The 17075-nt window shown below is 68.2% G+C and carries 19 protein-coding genes, 2 tRNA genes and 1 pseudogene; 13 read left to right on the top strand and 9 right to left on the bottom strand.

What is annotated here, in order from left to right:
- Positions 1–205: 205 nt before the first annotated feature.
- Entirely contained in the window at positions 206–928 is a 723-nt protein-coding gene (locus tag ABT061_RS46970) for a HEAT repeat domain-containing protein (RefSeq protein WP_350930209.1), read from the top strand.
- Between the two features lie 165 nt (positions 929–1093).
- On the top strand, positions 1094–1648 hold the full coding sequence (locus tag ABT061_RS46965; RefSeq protein ID WP_350930208.1) for an NUDIX hydrolase: 555 nt from the start codon (positions 1094–1096) through the stop codon (positions 1646–1648).
- Between the two features lie 73 nt (positions 1649–1721).
- Here ABT061_RS46965 and ABT061_RS46960 read toward each other — a convergent pair whose 3' ends face one another.
- Positions 1722–2759, bottom strand: coding sequence for an NsdA family TPR-like regulatory protein (locus ABT061_RS46960; RefSeq protein WP_350930207.1), 1038 nt, complete (start codon positions 2757–2759; stop codon positions 1722–1724).
- 208 nt (positions 2760–2967) lie between these two features.
- Between ABT061_RS46960 and ABT061_RS46955 the strand changes: the two genes are divergently transcribed.
- The 3 genes from ABT061_RS46955 to ABT061_RS46945 all read left to right on the top strand — a co-directional run bounded on the left by ABT061_RS46955 (position 2968) and on the right by ABT061_RS46945 (position 5466).
- On the top strand, positions 2968–3378 hold the full coding sequence (locus ABT061_RS46955; protein ID WP_350930206.1) for a hypothetical protein: 411 nt from the start codon (positions 2968–2970) through the stop codon (positions 3376–3378).
- Positions 3379–3767: 389 nt separating this feature from the next.
- Entirely contained in the window at positions 3768–4484 is a 717-nt protein-coding gene (locus ABT061_RS46950) for a GntR family transcriptional regulator (protein WP_350930205.1), read from the top strand.
- A 304-nt stretch (positions 4485–4788) separates the two neighbouring features.
- Positions 4789–5466 carry an SDR family NAD(P)-dependent oxidoreductase gene (locus tag ABT061_RS46945; protein WP_350930204.1) on the top strand — a complete coding sequence of 226 codons (678 nt, stop codon included), beginning with the start codon at positions 4789–4791 and terminating at the stop codon, positions 5464–5466.
- A 70-nt stretch (positions 5467–5536) separates the two neighbouring features.
- On the opposite strand, the gene ABT061_RS46940 is transcribed toward ABT061_RS46945, so the two are convergent.
- On the bottom strand, positions 5537–5890 hold the full coding sequence (locus tag ABT061_RS46940) for a VOC family protein (RefSeq protein WP_350930203.1): 354 nt from the start codon (positions 5888–5890) through the stop codon (positions 5537–5539).
- A 263-nt stretch (positions 5891–6153) separates the two neighbouring features.
- Here ABT061_RS46940 and ABT061_RS46935 point away from each other — a divergent pair, with 263 nt between their 5' ends.
- Genes ABT061_RS46935 through ABT061_RS46915 form a run of 5 tightly spaced genes read left to right on the top strand, consistent with a single transcriptional unit; the run spans position 6154 to position 8778 of the window.
- Positions 6154–7635 (top strand): FtsK/SpoIIIE domain-containing protein, encoded by a 1482-nt coding sequence (locus tag ABT061_RS46935; RefSeq protein WP_350930202.1) that lies wholly within the window; start codon positions 6154–6156, stop codon positions 7633–7635.
- Positions 7632–7832 carry a hypothetical protein gene (locus tag ABT061_RS46930; RefSeq protein ID WP_350930201.1) on the top strand — a complete coding sequence of 67 codons (201 nt, stop codon included), beginning with the start codon at positions 7632–7634 and terminating at the stop codon, positions 7830–7832. Before ABT061_RS46935 ends, ABT061_RS46930 begins: the two co-directional genes overlap by 4 nt.
- Positions 7825–7980 (top strand): hypothetical protein, encoded by a 156-nt coding sequence (locus ABT061_RS46925; RefSeq protein ID WP_350930200.1) that lies wholly within the window; start codon positions 7825–7827, stop codon positions 7978–7980. Before ABT061_RS46930 ends, ABT061_RS46925 begins: the two co-directional genes overlap by 8 nt.
- Entirely contained in the window at positions 7977–8513 is a 537-nt protein-coding gene (locus tag ABT061_RS46920; RefSeq protein ID WP_350930199.1) for a replication initiator, read from the top strand. The genes ABT061_RS46925 and ABT061_RS46920 overlap by 4 nt, the downstream gene beginning before the upstream one ends.
- Positions 8494–8778: a tyrosine-type recombinase/integrase gene (locus ABT061_RS46915; protein WP_350930198.1), complete on the top strand. Its 285-nt coding sequence runs from the start codon at positions 8494–8496 to the stop codon at positions 8776–8778. Before ABT061_RS46920 ends, ABT061_RS46915 begins: the two co-directional genes overlap by 20 nt.
- Before the next feature lie 78 nt (positions 8779–8856).
- Here ABT061_RS46915 and ABT061_RS46910 read toward each other — a convergent pair.
- The 3 genes and pseudogenes from ABT061_RS46910 to ABT061_RS48515 all read right to left on the bottom strand — a co-directional run.
- Positions 8857–8929, bottom strand: a tRNA-Arg gene (locus tag ABT061_RS46910).
- A gap of 1 nt (position 8930) precedes the next feature.
- Positions 8931–9006: transfer RNA gene (locus ABT061_RS46905), tRNA-Met, on the bottom strand.
- A 240-nt stretch (positions 9007–9246) separates the two neighbouring features.
- A pseudogene (locus tag ABT061_RS48515) lies at positions 9247–9396 on the bottom strand (NAD(P)-binding domain-containing protein); the annotation flags it as partial.
- A gap of 292 nt (positions 9397–9688) precedes the next feature.
- Here ABT061_RS48515 and ABT061_RS46895 point away from each other — a divergent pair.
- Positions 9689–10252 carry a carboxymuconolactone decarboxylase family protein gene (locus ABT061_RS46895; RefSeq protein WP_350930196.1) on the top strand — a complete coding sequence of 188 codons (564 nt, stop codon included), beginning with the start codon at positions 9689–9691 and terminating at the stop codon, positions 10250–10252.
- A gap of 15 nt (positions 10253–10267) precedes the next feature.
- Here ABT061_RS46895 and ABT061_RS46890 read toward each other — a convergent pair whose 3' ends face one another.
- Complete coding sequence (locus ABT061_RS46890) at positions 10268–10888, bottom strand: FMN reductase (protein ID WP_350930195.1); 621 nt, start codon at positions 10886–10888, stop codon at positions 10268–10270.
- A gap of 33 nt (positions 10889–10921) precedes the next feature.
- Complete coding sequence (locus ABT061_RS46885; RefSeq protein WP_350930210.1) at positions 10922–12034, bottom strand: LLM class flavin-dependent oxidoreductase; 1113 nt, start codon at positions 12032–12034, stop codon at positions 10922–10924.
- A 358-nt stretch (positions 12035–12392) separates the two neighbouring features.
- Between ABT061_RS46885 and ABT061_RS46880 the strand changes: the two genes are divergently transcribed.
- The gene (locus ABT061_RS46880; protein ID WP_350930194.1) at positions 12393–13187 is read left to right on the top strand and encodes an SDR family NAD(P)-dependent oxidoreductase; all 795 of its coding nucleotides are present in this window, start codon (positions 12393–12395) and stop codon (positions 13185–13187) included.
- 161 nt (positions 13188–13348) lie between these two features.
- The gene (locus ABT061_RS46875) at positions 13349–15256 is read left to right on the top strand and encodes an FUSC family protein (RefSeq protein WP_350930193.1); all 1908 of its coding nucleotides are present in this window, start codon (positions 13349–13351) and stop codon (positions 15254–15256) included.
- Positions 15257–15281: 25 nt separating this feature from the next.
- Here ABT061_RS46875 and ABT061_RS46870 read toward each other — a convergent pair whose 3' ends face one another.
- Positions 15282–15836 (bottom strand): gluconokinase, encoded by a 555-nt coding sequence (locus ABT061_RS46870; protein ID WP_350930192.1) that lies wholly within the window; start codon positions 15834–15836, stop codon positions 15282–15284.
- Positions 15837–16129: 293 nt separating this feature from the next.
- Positions 16130–16945, bottom strand: coding sequence for an SAM-dependent methyltransferase (locus tag ABT061_RS46865; protein ID WP_350930191.1), 816 nt, complete (start codon positions 16943–16945; stop codon positions 16130–16132).
- Positions 16946–17075 lie beyond the last annotated feature (130 nt).

The raw sequence follows: 17075 nt of genomic DNA, 5'->3' as shown, positions 1-17075 counted from the left end.
TCGACCCCATGGCGGCCTCAGCGGCCAGACCCCCTACGAACGCCTTAAGCAGAAGACTCAGACCCAGGCGTAAACGATCAATGTCAGTTGCACACGCTGCGTCTAATCCAGTGCTCCCGAAACCACGGCCAGCCACAAGGTAGGACGTTGATGCGGCGGGAAGCAGCGGAACTTCCATACCAGCCTGTCGAGGAGACTGGGAGCCGTGACAGAGGACATCGCGCGGCTCGTCGAACTGCTTGACGACGACTCGGACAACATCGCCGAGGAGGCGAAGGATGAACTGATGTCGATCGGCGTCGGCGTCATCCAGCCGCTGATGGTCGCGGTCCCTTGTATGCGGCCCTATGGCCAGCTCTGCGCCATCGAGATCTTTGAACAGCTCGGCGACTTCAGTGCCGCACCTCTGCTGATCGATCTGCTCGACAGCGAGAACTCGACGGTGCGCGAGTGGTCGGCAGGCGCTCTGGCGCAGTTGGGTGTCTGTGCGGCTGTGCCTGCACTGCAGGCGGCTTATCGGCGGCTACGGTTCCGGGGCATCCCCCCGGACTTCACCGAGGCGGTGGCCTTTCGATGTGCGTTGACCACGCTGGGTGCACGGCGGCGGATGATGCCACCGTTGACCGCTTCCTTACGGGTCTCGACAGGCACTCTGGAGGCGACATGGCCGGTGGCGCGACTGGAGGAGGTCATCAACGACCTCGCCGAGCATGACCAAGCCGTCTTGTACTTCCAGCTGTGGACCGCTACCGACACCGGCACCTACTGGACCAACCACGAAACCCTGCACTGGGAGTTCGACCCTCACGCATCCTGGCCGCAGATGGTTGCCATCGCTCGTGAGACGGCCCTACTGGAGGCGGCTTTCGTCGCCATCCGCGGGGACCTCTTTGCCACCGTGGAGTGGATCGACGAGTCGGACACTTGAGATCTCACAGACAAAACATCGAGTCGGATAGCCCTAGAATCCTCGACGCGGGGACTCGCCTCCCAACGCAGCGGCGTTGAACAATTCGGCAATGTCCTCCGTGAGCGCCGTGGCTGTGTGCTCATGCCCGTGTACGTCGGGGATGTGGGGCTGCAACTTCGCTGTGTGGCTACCAACGAGGAGCAGACGCGCTGGATCGTGCACGGCGAGCGGCTGATCTACGACAACCGGTGGATCCGGCTGGGTCTCGTTGATGTTGCGATCCCGGACGGGGAGCGGTTCGAGCATCACGTGGTGCATCTGGATCGGGCAGCGATCGCGGTGGTGGTCGATGAGCAGAACCGGGTGCTCCTGATGTGGCGGCACCGCTTCCTGGCTGATCGGTGGGGGTGGGAGCTGCCTGGCGGGCTGGTCGATGCGGGTGAGGACGCCATGACGACGGCCGCTCGTGAGGTGGAGGAGGAGACGGGGTATCGGCCCAAGGAGGTCGAGCATCTGATCACCTATCAGCCGATGGCCGGCATGGTCGACTCGGAGCACAATCTGTTTCTTGTGCGGGGTGCCGAGTTGGTCGGGAGTCCGACGGGGGAGATCGAGGCCGATCTCATTGAGTGGGTGCCGATGTCGGAGATCCCGGCGATGATCGCCCGCGGTGATATCTGGACGTCGGGGACGTTGATCGGTCTGTACGCGGCGCGGGAGCGGCTCAGCAGCGGGTGAGGGGCTTAGCGGAGTGAGCGCTTGACCGCTCGGGCGAGTTCCTCGATGCGCTTGCGCTGGCGGCGGGAGCCGGTCATAGTCGCGAGTTGCTGAGCGCGTCGGGTTCTCCTCTGGCAAGAAGGGCGTGGCCCAGGTCGCAGCGGACTCCGGATTCGGCGCGGTTGTAGGTGCCGTCCATTCCTGCCAGGGCGGAGCGCAGATCTTCGACGGTGCCGGGGTCGCCGAAGCGCATCAGGCAGTTGCCGCGCCAGCGGGCGAGGTGGTGAGTGTCCAAGGAGAGGTAGGGCATGCTCACATCGGCGTCCCCGGCCGGTAGAAGTGCGGCGGCCTGGTCGAGGGCTGCGCGGCAGGTGGTCTCGTCTCCGAGGGTCGCGGCGGCTTCGGCCTCGGCTGCTGACAGCCAGGTCCGTAACAGGTTGGGGATGCGGTCGCGGTGGGTGGCGTGGATGTACTGGAGGAGCTCGGTGGCTTCGGCCGGCCTGCCGAGTTCCATGAGGACGTAGGTCTGTTCGGCGGACACATAGGCGAGCACTGAGGGATTGTCGGCTTCGCGGGCGGCGGCTTTGGCGTGCTCGTAGTGGTTCCAGGCGTCGTTGAGCGCACCGGTGTGGATGGCCTGCCACCCGGCCAGGGATGAGGTCTCGGCCAGGACGTGGGCGAGCTGAGCGCGGATGCCGGGCCGTACCGCATGCCGGTGGGCGCGTTCCACCTGGGCGATCTGGGCGCGCATCTTCTCGGCGATGGCGACCCCGCCGACTCGGCGGTCCATAAGGCGCAGGTTGTTGGTCTCGGTGGTGAGGATCATGACCATGACGGGGTCGATGGCAGTAGCGGCTTCGATCTGGGAGGTCAGCTCGTCGGTCTGCTCCTGGTGGTTGTCGCCGTGATCTCCGGTGGGGGAGGCGAGGTCGAGTGGGGCCAGGCCGAAGAGCATGCGGGCGTGGTCGGGCAGGCCCAGGCCGGTGGCGATGCGTTCATAGACCTCTAGGTCGGTGACCTGGCGTCGCCCTCGGATGATCAGGCTCACGTGGCCCTGGGCTATTCCGGTCGCCGTGCTGAGACGGATCTGGCTTGCTCCGCTGTACTTGACAGCGAGTGTGAAAAGCCCCATCACGTCACGGTTCTTAAGGATTTCTTGGCTTTCGTCGCTGTCCCAGACCCGTGCCGGAATCTCGATCGGATTGAAAGCGTTGCTGTGCATTCCATTCTCCGGTCATCGGTTCCGAAGTGGTGCATTGCCGCAGAACGGGACTCTATATTCTCGGTGGTATACCTGCGCGGGATAGGGCGGAAAAGTTCGCCCGGACATTCTTTCCGGCATGACAACACCGGTTAAGTGCACGGAGTGCGACGGGCGCGGCTGGAAGATAGTCACCCGCCGTGGATGCGTGGCGGCCGTGGGCCTTCACCTGGAATTCTCGGCATACGAGGACTGCATCTACTGCGGCGGCACGGAACAGCTCGTCGAGAGGTTCGAGTGGGAGGTGTTCATCACCTCTGGCGGAACCGGCGAGCTCGGACCGTGCGGGATCAGTTCGGGGCAGGCCACGGCGATGGACACGCTGCGCACGGAGCTGCGGCGGATGGAGTCGCCCGCGACGGTCTGGGGCCGCATCACGCACCGGATCTACGACTTCAGCACCGTGCAGGACGACTGGTCACGGCAGGTGATCTTTCACGCCACCGTGGACCTGGCCGGGTCGGTGCGTTTCGAGCGGCAGGAATCATGAGCGAGAATCCTCCCCGGCGGGGAGTGTCGTGCATAGCGCATCATCTCGTACCGGCTGCTCCTGGATGCATGCCTTTGGCCTGGAATAGGTCGCGGCGTTTCGGGCGGGTTCGGGTAGTGGCCTGGACCTGTCATGAGCATCGGGTGACGTTTTACGAATTGTGCGATGCGGGCGGGCTGTCATTCATCCGGAAGACGGTTCAGGACAGAAACCGGAGCGTCGTGCTTCACAGTGAGGCGTGGTCGCCTGCTCAGGCGCGGGTGGTGTGGATCAGGATTCTGGCCGGGCTGGCCAGGTAGTCGCCTGTCGCTGCTGTGGATCCTGACAGGGCTGCCCTCAGCCGGTAGTGTGCTTGTGCAGACAAGTGGTAGAGCGATCGGGCGGTTAAGATGAGCAGGGATTTCGCCCCTCCGAAGTATGCCCAGGTGATGGGCGCGATTCAGGAGCGTATCGAGGCCGGGCAGTACGCGGCCGGCGACATGCTGCCCTCGGAGACGCAGTTCGTCCGGGAGTTCGGGGTGGGCCGCACGACGGTGGTGCGGGCGCTTCAGACGCTGGCCATGCAGGGCTGGATCGAGCGTGAGCATGGCCGCGGCTCGTTCGTGAAGGGTCGTCCCGAGAGTGCCGCCGATCGCGTTCGGCCGGGCTTGGCGGTGGCTGAGCAGGCCGAGAGCGGTGAGACGGTCACCGACGTTGCCCGCGTTCCGGCTCCCCGTCACATCGCCCGCCTGCTGGGGGTGGAGGACAAGACACCGGTGATCTCCCGTCGGCGCGTGGCCAAGCAGGGTGGCCGGGTGTCTGCGGTGGAGACCTTGTGGTTCCCGCTGGAGATCGCGTTGGGCACCGACGTCGACAAGCCCGAACCGCTGGCGCGCGGGGTGCGTCATCATCTCCAGGCGGTCAAGCACCTGCGGTTCGATCACGTCACCGAGCGGCTGACCGCGCGCAACCCCACCAAGGAAGAGGCCGAGTTGCTCGGCTCTGCCAAGCCCGTCCTCGGGGTGCTGGCCACCGTGCATGGCGCCACTGGGACGGTGCTCCTGGTGATGAGTGTGGCTCTCCCCGGCGACCTTCACGAACTCCAGGACGTCTATCAGGTGAGCTGACTAGGCGTTGTGCCAGGCATCGGTGACGCAGGAAGCCTCGAAGTGCCACCACCTGTCCTGCTGGCCACGGATCAGTAGCGCCTTTATCTGGCCGAGCTCTGCGTCGGCCAGCACGTTGAAGGCAACCAGCGGTAGTTCCCTCCGCCCAGGCCGTAGGGCGCCAACCGTTCACGGACGGCCTGGGCGCTTGGTGTCGGTGTACGGGTTCAAGTGCAGAGGCAGGTACGGACAGAAGTACACGAGGTTGTGTGCCACTTCTCCGGGGGCGATGATCAGGTACTGCGCCGCGAAGAAAGTGAGTCTCATGGGAAATGTGCTGGTGACCGGAGCCACCGGAGGGATCGGGACGGCGCTGGTCAGCGCGCTCGTAGAGGCCGGGCATCGGGTGACTGCCGTGGGGCGCGATGTCGGGCGGCTTAATGTGCGGGGGATTGAGGCGGATCTGGCTGAACCCGGGACGCTGGCCGCTGCCGTAGGAGAGTTGGAGGACGCGGGGGAACTGGGAGATGTGCAGGCGCTGGTGCATTGCGCGGGAATCTCCTCCGTGGAGGCCGTCGCCGAGGCCGGCCCCGAGACGTGGCGGCGGACGCTGGCGGTGAACGTGGCCTCCGCCGCCGAACTGGTACGGCTGACGCTGCCCGCGTTGCGGCGGTCCAGGGGCCATGTGATCTTCGTCAACGCCTCGCCCGGGATGACCGGTGTCCCCCGCTGGTCTGCGTTCGTTGCCAGCAAGGCGGCACTTCGGGAACTGGCCGATTCACTGCGTGAGGAGGAGGCCGCCCATGGGATACGCGTCACCACGGTCTATCCCGCGGCGACGGCGACCGATCACCTGGGTGAGGTCAGGAGCGCCTTCGGGCGCCCGTACGATCCCGAGTTGTGCATCCGGCCGCAGACGCTGGCTGCGATGATCGTCTGGGTGCTGAGCGCGCCGGCTGACGCCTACGCCTGCGAGCTGGCCGTGCTGCCGTCGCCGCGCTGAGCGAGTGGGCCGCCGCCTACGCACCAAGCCTGTACGTACATGCCTGTGCACATCTACCTGTACACCGACATCAGGGAAGCGGTTCGAGGAACTCCAGGCGGTTGCCGTGGGGATCTTCACTGTGGAAGCGGCGCATTCCTGGGAAGTCGTCGTCGAAGTCGACCGGATAGCCGGCGTTGCTCAGCCGCTGGGCCCACTGGTCGATGTCGCGGACCAGGATGCCGGGGTGTGCCTTGCGGGCGGGGCGGAAGTCGGCCTCGACACCCAGGTGCAGTTCGATGCCATGGCCGCGAAACCAGCACCCGCCGCGAGTGGCGAGAGCGGGGGGCTTGGGGATCTCGGCCAGGCCGAGTACGCCTTCGTAGAAGTCGCGCAAGACCGGCTCGCTTCCAGGGGGACAGGCCAGCAGCACGTGATGCAGCATCACAACTCCTCATATTTATCTTGATATGAAGATACTTTGATCCGCCGTGTGGCGGCAATCTCCACGCTGATCCCCGGGTCGCCGCATAACTGGAGTGCGGATGCGCCGGTAGTCGATAGCCATGACTTTCTGCGACGTGGGCGGGTCTTCGCGGCTCGCTAGACTCAATCACTTGTGCGGACGAGTGGTCGTAGGCTACCTTCAACTTAAGCGGACAAGTGAACAACTAGCCATCTGGTTGCCGCTCAAGGAGAGGAACCCCCATGGCCATCCAAGGCCCCATCCCGATCAGCTTCACGCAGGTCTTCCCGCACGGCTGCTACATCGTCGGCGAGGTCGAGCAGGTCAAGGACTTCGACGCCTCGTCCAAGGGACGCACCGTCTACGCCAAGGACAAGAACACCGGCGAACTCGTCTGGCAGGTCGCCGTCATGGACGCAGACCCGACCGTCAAGGCCGGACAGAAGACGGTCTCGGTCAAGATCCTGTCCCCGGTTCAACCCGTCGTCCCGGCTGCGCTGCCGGGCCTGCCGTTCGTCCCGGTGGAGTTCGACGGCATGACCGCCACCGCCTACGTCGCCCAGAACACCGGTCGCCTGGCCTGGTTCTTCCTCGCTCGTCCCTCGTTCCTGCGGCTGGTGGGCTGGCGGCTGCTGGCCTGGTGGCGACTGGTGTGGATCTACCGGCGGCACTGGCAACCGGTGATGATCATCTCCGGGCTCGGACGACACTTACGCGGCCGGGACTACCTGCCCCGAATCGTCCGCGTCACCTGCACCTCGTGGGCCGGCCTGGTCACGGTGCGGATGCTCACCGGGCAGTCAGTCAAGGACTGGTCCGACCGCACCGACCACCTCGCCTATGGCTTCGGGGCTCAATCCTGTCGGGTCTCCATCGCGCGCTCGGGCCGGCTGCTGCTTGTCTTCCCCCGCCGTGATCCCCTCGCCACACCGCTTCCGGCCGTGCCGGTTCCGGATGAGGCGTCGGTGGGTCCGGTGGAGGTTGGTACGTGCGAGGACGGCAAGCCCTGGCTGTTGAAGGTCCACGGCACTCACGTCCTGGTCGCCGGGGCCACCGGGGCGGGCAAGGGCTCGGTCATCTGGTCGGCGATTCGCGGCCTGCTACCTGCTACGCGTGCGGGCCTGGCGCAGGTGTGGGCATTGGATCCCAAGCGGATGGAACTGTCCTACGGACGCGACCTGTTCGGCACCCGCTACGCCGCGAGCCCGGCCGACTGCGCCGATCTCCTGGAAGCGGCTGTGCAGATCATGCAGGAGCGGGCCGATCGCTACGCCGGGCTCCAGCGCTCCCACACTCCCACCGTCGATGACCCGTTCGTCCTGGTGGTGGTCGACGAGGTGGCGTTCCTGACCGCCTACCAGTCCGACAAGGGGTTGAAGCTCCGTATCTCCGCTGCCCTGGCGACGCTCACGACACAGGGCCGTGCGGTCGGGTTCGGCGTCATGGCCGCACTTCAGGACCCGCGCAAGGAGGTCATGAACATCCGCAACCTGTTCCCCGACAAGATTGCTCTCCGCCTGGATGAGTCCGAGCAGGTGGACATGGTCCTCGGCGACGGTGCTCGGGATCGCGGGGCGCTGGCCGATCACATCTCCCCGATTCCTGCGCAGGGGGCCGGTATCGGCTACGTCCGGCTGGAGACCTCGCCCGACCTGATCCGGGTGCGCGCCGCCTACGTCTCCGACGCCGACATCCGCGCGATGGCTCTGGGGGTGACCGCGTGAAGGTCTGCTTCTACGGCACCGACGAGGAGATCACCCGCGTGTGCGAGCGGCCCATCCTGGCCCTTCTGGGACCGCGCCACGCTCAGCCCGTCCTGGCCTTCGAGCTGGTCAACGTCCGCGTCACCGCCGACCCCTACCAGACCATGTTTCGGCTGGTGGCCGACCTGTCCGAAATGGAGAGGGGCGAGCGTGACTGAGCTGGCCTACATCCTCGACGGCCTGCGCTGTGCGGCCTGCGGCGCGGTCAACACGCTGTGGCTGGACCTGATCTGCGGCCTGGTCGAGTGCCGCGAGTGCGGACAGGGTGCATTCCTCGACCCCGACCACGATGGGGAGGACGTGTGAGCACCCCCAACGATCGCGGCCTGTCGCGTGCCGAGCGTCAGAGAATGCCGCTCGCGCTGGATATCGCGGTGGAGATCGCCAAGCACAACGGCGTGTGCATCCGGCCCGTGGTCCTGCGGTGGCTGGACACCCACACCGGGCTCACCGAGGACGTCAATGTGCCCTGCGGGGCCACCATGGACGCCAAGTGTCCCTCCTGCGCTCGGCGTAACCGCTACCTGCGGATGGCCCAGTGCCGGGAAGGCTGGCACCTGGAGGCCGAACCGGCGACCACTCCGGATGAGCCCAACGAGGAACAGCGCTGGCTGGTGGAGTTCTGCGCTGACATGCAGGCCCAGCGCGATGCCGTGGAAAAGGCCGGCGACGACACCACCGACCTGGACGCGATCCTCGCCGGGCTCGATGCCGAGATCACCGCGGCCGGGATGCGGGGCAACCTGCTCGGCCGTACCACCGCCACGCGCAACCGCTCGACCAGGCGACGCCAGGACGCCCCCGACCTGCCCAGAAAAGGTGAACCGCGCCGGGATTGACCCGTCCAAGACACGGCGCAACTTCCGCAAGGCGATCAAGGGCGCGCCGGGAGTGGATCCGGCGAAGTGGACGCCCCGCGAGCTGCGGCACAGCTTCGTCTCGCTCCTCTCTGATCACGGCATCCCCTTGGAGGAGATTTCCCGGCTGGTCGGCCACAGCAGTACGGCTGTCACAGAGGCCGTCTACCTCCAGCAGATCCGTCCGGTTCTTCAAGGTGGAGCCACCGCGATGGACCGCATCTTTGATGGTGATCCAGAAGCTTAGTCACGCATTTAGTCACTCAGAGGATCGTGAAGGCCGCTCCCGGAGGTCGGGAGCGGCCTTCTACCTTGTGTTTCGCGGCACCTCTGGCTGGAATCGAACCAGCGGCCTCCTGCTCCGCAAGCAGGCGCGCTCTCCACTGCGCCACAGAGGCTTGGTAGCGGGTGCGGGAATCGAACCCGCCCACAGCGGCTTATGAAACCGCCGAGCACACCAGCACCCTCACCCGCTCCAAAGAAAGAGCCGTCTCGGACCGTGTGGTCCGGGACGGCTCGTGTCGTGACGGCGGGTGTCACACACGAGCCTCCCGGGGCATGCGCATACGGCGACGAGCACGCATGACGCGACGGCTCCGACCGTGATGGCGGCGCATGGTCCCTCCTGGTGAAGCTCGACTGACCTGATGTGAGGATGCCGGATCTCCGGAACCGGCCGCAACGCGTTTTCTCCAGGAGTCCGGCCGTGCCCACTGACCACGAGCGGGCCGGCGGCGACCGCGTCGCGGACGGTCGCGGCCCACCGCGCCCCCTGGGCGACCAGGGCGTCGGCCTTTCCCGGCGTACGGTTCCACACCGTGGTCGGGTGCCCGCCGTCCAGGAACTCAACCTCGCTTGAGGTCAAGGGCCGATCTTGCGGACTGGCTCCTCGGGCCGCGTGGGGGCGAGCAGCCTCCTGGACGTCCTCGCTGGGGCATTCGAACCGGCGGCACGGACCGGCTCGGGTCCGGGGCGTGCTTGGTGGTTGTGGCCATCTGGGAAGACGTCGATGTCTCCGTAGGGGAGTCGGGCCTCGATCATTGCCAAAGTCGTCAACCATGTTTACTATATAGACAACCACATTGACGATATTGCCCCGATGTGCGTCCGCCGGGCCCGTCTTCGGCGTGCCCGGAGAATCCAGAGAGAAGGTCCCCATGTCCCACGACGTCTTCGTCACCCACACCGCCGAGAGTGCCCCTGCCGCCGCCCGCACCACGGTCGAGGGGGTGGAGCGGAAATTCGGCTTCATCCCCGCGCCGGTCGGCCGGATGGCCACCTCCCCGGAGTTGCTCAAGGGGTTCCTGACGGCCAGTGCCGTCTTCGAGCAGACCACCCTCGCCCCGATCGAACGTGAGATCGTCATCCTGACGGTCGCCACCCGCAACGGCTGCCACGTCTGCGTGGCGATGCACACCGCCACGCTGGTCAGGCTGGAGGCCCCGGCCGAGGTCATCGAGGGGCTGCGGGCCCAGAAGCCCCTTTCGGACACCCGCTCGGAGGCGCTGCGGTCGTTCACCCTCGCGGTGATGGACCACTGCGGCGCGGTCGGCGACGAGGAGACGCGGGCGTTCCTCGGCGCCGGCTACACGCCGCAGAACGCCCTTGAGGTCGTCCTCGGTGTCGGTGCCTACACGATCTCCACGTTCGCCAACCGGCTGATCGACGCCCCCCTCGACCCGCCGTTCCAGGCCTACGCCTGGGACGGCGACGGCAGGTAGGTGTCCGCCCGTTCGTCAGGGCCGCAGGGCGGCCAGTTGCTGCTCGAACGGGATCACGGCCTCGACCTGCCGGGCGGCGGCGGGCCGGTGCGACATCAGGCCGGCCAGTTCGCCGGCCGCGCGGGCGACGCGGGAGGCGAGGTCGTCGGCGCGGCTGTCTCCGCCGGTGCCCCAATCCTCGGACGCGGCGTAGACGGCGGTCGGTACGACGATCGCGCGCAGGTAGGCGAAGAGCGGGCGCATGGCATGCTCCAGGACGAGCGAGTGGCGTGCCGTCCCCCCGGTCGCCGCGATCAGCACCGGCTTGCCGGTGAGCGCGCTGTTGTCGATCACGTCGAAGAACGACTTGAACAGGCCGCTGTAGGAGGCGGTGAAGATCGGCGTCACCGCGATGAGGCCGTCCGCCTCCGTCACCGCCTCGATCGCCTCGCGCAGCGTGGCGCCGGGGAAGCCGGTCACCAGGTTGGCGGCGATGTCGGTGGCGAGGTCGCGTAGCTCGATCACGCGTACCTCGGCCGGGTGCCCGTCGCCCGACAGCCGTCGTACGGTCGCCTCGGCCAGCCGGTCGGCCAGCAGGCGTGTCGAGGACGGCAGGCCGAGACCGGCCGAGACGACCACGAGCCGGACGGATTCCATTGCTTTTCCTTTCCAGGGGTGGACTCGGATGTCTCAGGTGGCGGGGACGGGCTGCTCGCCCGTCTCGGCCGCGCTGTCGCGCCTGGCGAGCAGGGCCGCGTGGGTGGGGCCGTCCGGCACCTCGGCCGGCCTGCCGGAGGCGAACTCCCTGCGCAGTACCGGGACGACCTCCTCGCCGAGGATGTCGAGCTGCTCCAGCACCGTCTTGAGCGGGAGCCCGGCGTGGTCCATCAGGAACAGCTGACGCTGGTAGTCGCCGAAGGAGTCCCGGAAGGTCAGGGTCTTGTCGATGACCTCCTGCGGGCTGCCCACGGTGAGCGGGGTCTGGTCGGTGAACTCCTCCAGCGAGGGGCCGTGGCCGTACACGGGAGCGTTGTCGAAGTAGGGGCGGAACTCCCGGACCGCGTCCTGGGAGTTCCGCCGCATGAACACCTGCCCGCCCAGGCCGACGATCGCCTGTTCGGGGGTGCCGTGGCCGTAGTGGGCGAAGCGCTCCCGGTACAGCTCGATCAGGCGGATGAAGTGCTCCCTGGGCCAGAAGATGTTGTTGGCGAAGAACCCGTCGCCGTAGTAGGCGGCCTGCTCGGCGATCTCCGGGCTGCGGATCGAGCCGTGCCAGACGAACGGCGGGACGCCGTCCAGCGGGCGGGGGGTCGAGGTGAACGACTGCAGGGGAGTGCGGAATCGGCCCTGCCAGTCGACCACGTCCTTACGCCACAACTGGTGCAGGAGCGCGTAGTTCTCGATGGCCAGCGGGATGCCCTGGCGGATGTCCTGCCCGAACCACGGGTACACCGGCCCGGTGTTGCCGCGGCCCAGCATCAGGTCGACGCGCCCGTCCGCCAGGTGCTGCAGCATCGCGAAGTCCTCGGCGATCTTGACCGGGTCGTTCGTGGTGATCAGGGTGGTGGACGTGGAGAGGGTGATCCGCTCGGTCCGCGCGGCGACGTAGCCGAGCATGGTCGTCGGCGAGGAGGGCACGAAGGGCGGGTTGTGGTGCTCGCCGGTCGCGAAGACGTCCAGGCCGACCTCCTCGGCCTTGAGCGCGATGGCCACCATCGCCTTGATCCGCTCGTGCTCGCTCGGCGTCCGGCCCGTGGTGGGGTCCGTGGTGACGTCGCCTACGGTGAAGATCCCGAACTGCATCGTGCTCACCGTCCTCCGTTTCGTTTGAAATTTCAACTACCCTTAACGTCTCAGCGGGAGGGTTATTCCTGCCCGGGCCGGCCTCGGTGACCAGGCGGCCGGACATCGGAAACGGCCGCGGGCATGACGACCCCGGACAGGCCACCACGACACCCCCACCCGGCGCGGAAACCTTTGTCACACGCGTGCGCTTCCCCAAAATGATCACCATCCGTGCTTTCCGTACCGGCGAACCCGGGAACGAACAGCGGATCAGCGGGAAGGCGCCCGGTGGAGCACCGTTCCACCTCGTCATCCGGTCGTGAGTGCCCGCCCGTACGGGGGACGGCTCCGCGACGGGCATCAAAGGACGTGACGCATGCACATCGATCTCACCGGCAGGACGGCACTGGTAACCGGATCCACAGAGGGGATCGGGGCGGCCATCGCCGCCGGTCTCGCGCGGGCGGGCGCGACGGTGGCCGTCAACGGCCGCACCCCGGAGAAGGTGGAGAGGGCCTGCGACGCGCTGCGCGCGAAGATCCCCGGAGCGCTGATCGTCCCGGTCGCCGCCGACCTCGCCACCCAGGAGGGCGCGGACCACACCGTCGGCATCCTGCCGGAGGTCGACATCCTGATCAACAACCTCGGAGTCTTCGGGGTCCAGGACGCCCTGGAGATCACCGACGACGAGTGGCGCCGTTACTTCGAGGTGAACGTCCTGGCGGCGATCCGTCTCACCCGCGCCTATCTGCCGGGGATGGTGGCGCGCTCCTGGGGGCGCGTCCAGTACATCGCCAGCGACTCCGCGATCGTCATCCCCGTGGAGATGATCCACTACGGCATGTCCAAGACCGCGCTCCTGGCCGTCTCGCGAGGCTTCGCCAAGAAGGCCGCGGGCAGCGGTGTCACCGTCAACTCCGTCGTCGTCGGTCCCACCCACACCCGAGGCATGGAGGACTTCGTCTACGAACTCGTCGACAGGGACCTGTCCTGGGACGAGGCCCAGCGCGTCTTCATGCGGGAGCACTGCCCGGAGTCCCTGCTGCGGCGGTTGATCGAACCGGAGGAGGTCGCCAACATGGTCGTCTACCTCAGCTCACCACAGGCCTCCGCCACCACCGGCGGCGCGCTCCGCGTCGACGGGGGCTACGTCGACGCCATCCTCCCCTGACCGATGGCGCACCCCGGTGCGTCGCGCGGTGGTCAAGGCTTCGTCGGCGAACGCGGGGATAACCCGGCGGGGCGGACGGGTAGGGGTGCGCCGTGGACCGTGAAGAGACCACCTCGGGGCCGGGCGCGTCCGGCGTGCCGGCGTACTGAGCACGGCGAGCGATGCCCCCGCTCTTCCGGCGGGCCGCCGACCGGCTGATCGACGCCGCTCCGGACTGGCTGGTCGAGACGGTCCGGCCGGCACCCGCGGCGCTTCGATGGTGGCCGATGCTGCGCATGGCCGTGGCGGTGACCGTCCCGCTCCTCGGAGGGGCCGCCGCCGGGCACGTCACGGCCGGTCTGCTGCCCGCCATGGGCGCCATGAACGCCGGGACGGCCGACCGGGGCGGCCCGTACCGGGCCAGGATCATCCGGATGGGCGCGGCCGGCGCCGCCGGGGCGCTTGGATATCTCATCGGGGCCGCGGTCCGCGACCACGGCTGGTGGGTGGTGCCGGTCATGGTGGCCGTTTCCGTGCTGTCCGCACTGATCAGCACGAGTGGGGGCACGGGCTCGGCGGCCGGGCTGCAACTGCTGGTGATGACCGTGATCGCCGACGGCGTAGCGCTGCCGGGACCGCCCGGCCTGAACGCGCTGACGTTCCTGCTGGGCGTGCTGTGGGTGATCGCGCTTGGGGTCGCCGACTGGCCCCTCCACCCGCGCGCGCCGGAGGAGACCGCGGTGGCCGAGGCCTACCGGGCCCTCGGCCTGCTGTTCACCGATCGCGGCGCCGACGCCCTGGCCGCGTTCGACACCGCGCTCAGGAACGCCTACGACACCGTCCTCGGCGCCCGCTCCCCGGCGGTGGGGCTGGATCCCGGGCGCACCCGGCTGGTCGCCCTGCTGAACCAGGCCTCGCTGATTCGCAACGCACTGCTCTCGCTGTGCCACGAGGGGCGCGAGCCGCCCGAGGAACCGGCGTCCGCCGTCGAGGGCGTCGCCGCGTCGCTCACCGGCGGGCCCGCGCCGCGGGCGGTGCGCCACGAGGGCGACTCACCCGCCGTACGCGCCCTCTCCTCCGCCGTCCAGGGGGCGGTCGACCTGGCGTCCGGCGGCGACGTCGCGGCCGACCAACTGCCGTACGAACCGGTCGGCTACCGCTCCCGGCTCCGGGCCGTTCTGGAGAAGATGTGGTACGGCCGCCTCGTCCGGGTCTACACGGTCCGGCTCGCGCTCTGCATGGGCGTCGCCGCAGCGGTCAGCCGGCTCGGCTGGTTCGAGCGGTCCTACTGGATGACACTGACCGTCGCGCTGGTGCTCAAGCCCGACTTCGGGTCGGTGTTCGCGCGCGCCGTGCAGCGCGCGCTCGGGACCGTCGCGGGTACGTTGATCGGCACCCTGGTCCTTCTCCTGGTGCCGTACGGCCCGCTGCTGCTGATCCCCATCGCGGTGTGCGCGGCGCTCCTGCCCTACGGCATGCAGCGCAACTGGGGCCTGATGTCGACCTTCCAGGCGCCGCTGGTTCTGTTCCTGGTGGACCTGTTGACCCGCGGGGGGCCGGAACTGGGCAGGATCCGGATCGTGGACACGCTGGTCGGATGCGTGATCGTCCTGCTGCTGGGGTACCTGCCGTGGCCCGGGAGCTGGGAGGCACCGGTCGGACCCCGGTTCGCCGACGCGGTGTCGGCCACCGCGAACTACCTCAGGTACGCCTTCGACCCCGAGCACCCCGGCAGGGCGCTGCTCCTCCGCAGGGTGTACGACGCCCTGGCCGACCTGCGGACCGTCTTCCAGCGGGCGATGACCGAGCCACCTGTGATCAGCAGGCGCGTCACCACCTGGATGCCCGCGATGACCGCGCTGGAACGGGTGGCCGACGCGACCGCCGCCACCGTCGCGCGCACCGGGCGCGGCGCGCCGCCCCCGCCGCGGGCGGCGGTCCAGGCCCTGGCGGAGTCCCTGGAGGACATCGCCAGGGACGTCCGCGCGGGGCGGAGACCCGGCGTTTCCGGGGCCTGCGCCGACGAGACACTGGAGCGGGTCGACTCCGCCGTGCGCAGCCTGCGCGACACGGTGGCGGGAGACCGCTAGGACTGATCCGGCCCCGGGCCGTGCGTTAGGGGTACGGGTCCGGTCGCGTCCGGGGGACGGCCGCCGCGGCGAGGTAGGCCTCCACGAGCTCGCCGACGGGCCTGGCGAAGTCGAGAACGATCCCGTGCTCGTCGGGTCCGAGGGGCTCCAGGGTCCTGAACTGCGAGTCGACCAGCGAGGCGGGCATGAAGTGCCCCGGACGGCCGGCGACCCTCCGGCGTACGGCGTCGATCTCGCCGTGCAGATGGACGAAGCTCACCGTCGGCGCGGATTCCCGCAGGATGTCGCGGTAGCTCCGCTTGAGCGCCGAGCAGCTCGCCACCCCGCCGGTGGCGGCGTGGTCGGCGAGCCAGGCACCGATCGCGCGCAGCCACGGCAGCCGGTCGTCGTCGAGGGGGATGCCCGCCGACATCTTGGCGATGTTGGCCTCGTCGTGGAAGTCGTCGGCGTCGGCGAACGGCACCCGTAACCGCCGGCTGAGGGCGGCGCCCACGGTGGTCTTGCCGGAACCGGTCACGCCCATGACGACGAGTGGCGCGGTTCCGGGAGCCGGTGCGGCGGAATCCTCAGCGGGGTTCATTGAGGAGGGCCTCCCATGTCGCTCTGCGCGACAGCCTGACGGGGTTGGTGACGACCGACCTGGGATCCCGGTCGACAGGTGGTGTTTAAGATCGGGTGCGGGCATTGACGAAGGATCATGCGATGACGGGCCGCTCCGGGGGCGACGACCGGACGAGCATGGGACTACACCGGAGCGTCCTCGATAAACTCGTTCCAGGTGGCCGCCACACCGGTCAGGTGTCGAGGGCCGAGCCGGCCTCTGGGACGGGGGCCGGAGTGTGCGGCCGGTCGGCCGCTGAGGGGGCAGGGGCGTCAGGGCTTGCGGGCGACGCCGCAGAACTGGGACACCTCATCGGGCTCGCCCCACGGGCTGTGTTCCGGACGCCATCTGGAGCAGGACACCACGCCGGGCTCCAGCAACTCCAGACCGTCGAAGAACGTGACGAGGTGGTCGCGGTCGCGGGCCACGATCGGGGTGCCGCCTCGCTCCATGAACTGCCGCATCGCCTCGTGCATGGCATCGCCGTGGACCTCGGCGGTGGCGTGCGCGATCACCAGGTGGCTGCCCGAGGGGACGGCGTCGACCAGGTCCCGTACGACCTGCCTGGCCTCGTCGTCGTCGGTGATGTGATGCAGGATCCCCAGCAGCATCAGCGCGACGGGTTCGGTGAGGTCGAGGGTCTTCTCGGCGGCCCGCAGGATGTGGTGGGGTTCGCGCAGGTCGGCGTCGATGTAGTTGGTGACCCCTTCGGGGGTGCTGATGAGCAGGGCGCGGGCGTGCACCAGGACCAGCGGGTCGTTGTCGACGTAGACGACCCGGGACTCCGGGGCGATCCGCTGCGCCACCTCGTGGGTGTTGTCGGCGGTGGGCAGGCCCGTGCCGATGTCGAGGAACTGGCGGATACCGGCGTCGGCGACGAGGTGGCGGACGCAGCGGCCCAGGAACGCCCGGTCGGCCCGGGCCGAGTCGACGATGCCGGGGATGAGCCCCTCGACCATGTCGCCGGCGTCGCGGTCGGCGGGATAGTTGTCTTTTCCACCCAGCCAGTAATTCCAGATGCGGGCCGAATGCGGCCGGTCGGCATCGAGTTCCACGGGCTGCCAGTCTGATTCGCGAGAGGTGCTCATGGGGGCCGGTTCCGTTCATGAGGTATTCGCACTGAATGGGATGGGATGTAGTGGATCACATCCACGACGGTCACGGCAAACCCCCTCGATGCCTATGGTCACGGCAGGCCGGTGCCGGACCCGCTGCCGG

This window comes from Streptosporangium sp. NPDC002544, assembly GCF_040295965.1.
Lineage (GTDB): Bacteria > Actinomycetota > Actinomycetes > Streptosporangiales > Streptosporangiaceae > Streptosporangium.
This window is presented reverse-complemented; position numbering and strand designations above follow the sequence as displayed.

Excerpts from the sequence above, each read along its gene's own strand:
- ABT061_RS46960 (WP_350930207.1), bottom strand. The coding sequence starts at position 2,759 with ATGGGGCTTTTCACACTCGCTGTCAAGTACAGCGGAGCAAGCCAGATC.
- ABT061_RS46955 (WP_350930206.1), top strand. The coding sequence starts at position 2,968 with ATGACAACACCGGTTAAGTGCACGGAGTGCGACGGGCGCGGCTGGAAG.
- ABT061_RS46950 (WP_350930205.1), top strand. The coding sequence starts at position 3,768 with ATGAGCAGGGATTTCGCCCCTCCGAAGTATGCCCAGGTGATGGGCGCG.
- ABT061_RS46945 (WP_350930204.1), top strand. The coding sequence starts at position 4,789 with ATGGGAAATGTGCTGGTGACCGGAGCCACCGGAGGGATCGGGACGGCG.
- ABT061_RS46940 (WP_350930203.1), bottom strand. The coding sequence starts at position 5,890 with ATGCTGCATCACGTGCTGCTGGCCTGTCCCCCTGGAAGCGAGCCGGTC.
- ABT061_RS46935 (WP_350930202.1), top strand. The coding sequence starts at position 6,154 with ATGGCCATCCAAGGCCCCATCCCGATCAGCTTCACGCAGGTCTTCCCG.
- ABT061_RS46895 (WP_350930196.1), top strand. The coding sequence starts at position 9,689 with ATGTCCCACGACGTCTTCGTCACCCACACCGCCGAGAGTGCCCCTGCC.
- ABT061_RS46890 (WP_350930195.1), bottom strand. The coding sequence starts at position 10,888 with ATGGAATCCGTCCGGCTCGTGGTCGTCTCGGCCGGTCTCGGCCTGCCG.
- ABT061_RS46885 (WP_350930210.1), bottom strand. The coding sequence starts at position 12,034 with ATGCAGTTCGGGATCTTCACCGTAGGCGACGTCACCACGGACCCCACC.
- ABT061_RS46880 (WP_350930194.1), top strand. The coding sequence starts at position 12,393 with ATGCACATCGATCTCACCGGCAGGACGGCACTGGTAACCGGATCCACA.
- ABT061_RS46875 (WP_350930193.1), top strand. The coding sequence starts at position 13,349 with ATGCCCCCGCTCTTCCGGCGGGCCGCCGACCGGCTGATCGACGCCGCT.
- ABT061_RS46870 (WP_350930192.1), bottom strand. The coding sequence starts at position 15,836 with ATGAACCCCGCTGAGGATTCCGCCGCACCGGCTCCCGGAACCGCGCCA.
- ABT061_RS46865 (WP_350930191.1), bottom strand. The coding sequence starts at position 16,945 with ATGAGCACCTCTCGCGAATCAGACTGGCAGCCCGTGGAACTCGATGCC.